Genomic DNA, 1,343 nt, shown 5'->3' on the forward strand with positions numbered 1-1,343 from the left:
GAAGCATTTTGTTTCAAGATGACTTCGGCCCATAAACGATACACATCCAATTCTCCGGCATAATTCATTAAATCCGGACAGAATCCTCCTGGGGGTCTGAAATTCACTTCTAAACCAAAGATACGTCCCTTTTCTCCTAAACCTTGCACATCATGATTCAATCGAAAGAATTCGCAATGGAAGAAGCGATTCTTGATTTTAAACGCATGGATTGTTCTTTGTACAATGTCACGACATTCATCACTGATCTCAAAAGTTGTATAACAACCAATACTTTGTTGGTAAAGTACAGAATCCATACAATTGCCGACATATTCTAAACTGTTTAAATAGCGAATATCCCCGTTTTCATCACAAATACCATCTAAGGTAAAGACATCTCCATCGATATATTGTTCTAGAATCATCACATGATCCTTTGTCTGCATATATACCGATTCTAATTGTTCAGCATTCATGATCTTGTAAGTCATGCTTGCACCTACACCTTGATCGGGTTTCATGACTAAAGGATAGCCTACTTGTTCGGCAAAATCTAAGCCATCTTTAAGTGTATGTAGTACTCTATAATCTGCCACAGGAACGTTAGCTTCTTTATAATATTTTTTCATTTGTGACTTGGATTGAAGTTCTTCAATTCTTTTTAGAGAAAAACCTGTTTTCACATTGAAATCATCACGAAGATGTGCAGCTAAATCAAACCAAGCCTCATTGTTGGATTCAATCCAGTCATTCTTTCCATATTGAAATGTATAATAACCACAAGCTTTGACCATTTCATCATAATCATGGAAACTTTTTACAACATAGATCTCGTCACAATATTCTTTTAATTCTTGTTTCAATTGATTGTAGGGTGTATCGACAATGGCTAAAACTTTAGCCCCATTTTCTTTTAACCCCCTGCAAAACATCCAGTAGCTTTCTGGATAGTTTGGTGAAATCACCACAAAATTCATAATCTTAATTCCTTTCTATCATCATTTGACTGATCGCAATCACAGTCTTACCATCATCAATCTTTCCGTTTCTTGTATACTCAAAGGCAGTTTCTAAATCCAGCCACAAAGTATCAATTTCTTCATCTTCATCTAAGCTAAGTTTTATATCCGCTTTTCTTGGGTTGATCGCTTTATAAATCCAGATTCTTTCATCGCAAAAGCCTGGGGTGGATACAAAACTTAATAAAAGTTCAAGTTTATCACAAGCCATACCCGTTTCTTCATTTAATTCACGAAGACCACATTCCATTGGATCTTCACCATATTCGAGTTTACCCGCCGGAATTTCTAATGTTTCTTTACCAATAGCTGGACGCTCTTGTCTTACAAGTAAGATCTTAC

At 36.0% G+C, this 1,343-nt stretch carries 2 protein-coding genes; both read right to left on the reverse strand.

The genetic code is table 11. The features are described from left to right. The coding region (locus FYJ66_RS09090; protein ID WP_154573179.1) for an ATP-grasp domain-containing protein at positions 1-959 on the reverse strand (959 nt) is incomplete at its 3' end. Between the two features lie 4 nt (positions 960-963). Then, on the reverse strand, positions 964-1,343 hold a 380-nt coding region (locus FYJ66_RS09095), incomplete at its 5' end, for an NUDIX hydrolase (RefSeq protein WP_154573180.1).

This window comes from Allobaileyella intestinalis, assembly GCF_009695865.1.
In the GTDB taxonomy this organism is placed as follows: domain Bacteria; phylum Bacillota; class Clostridia; order Peptostreptococcales; family Anaerovoracaceae; genus Allobaileyella; species Allobaileyella intestinalis.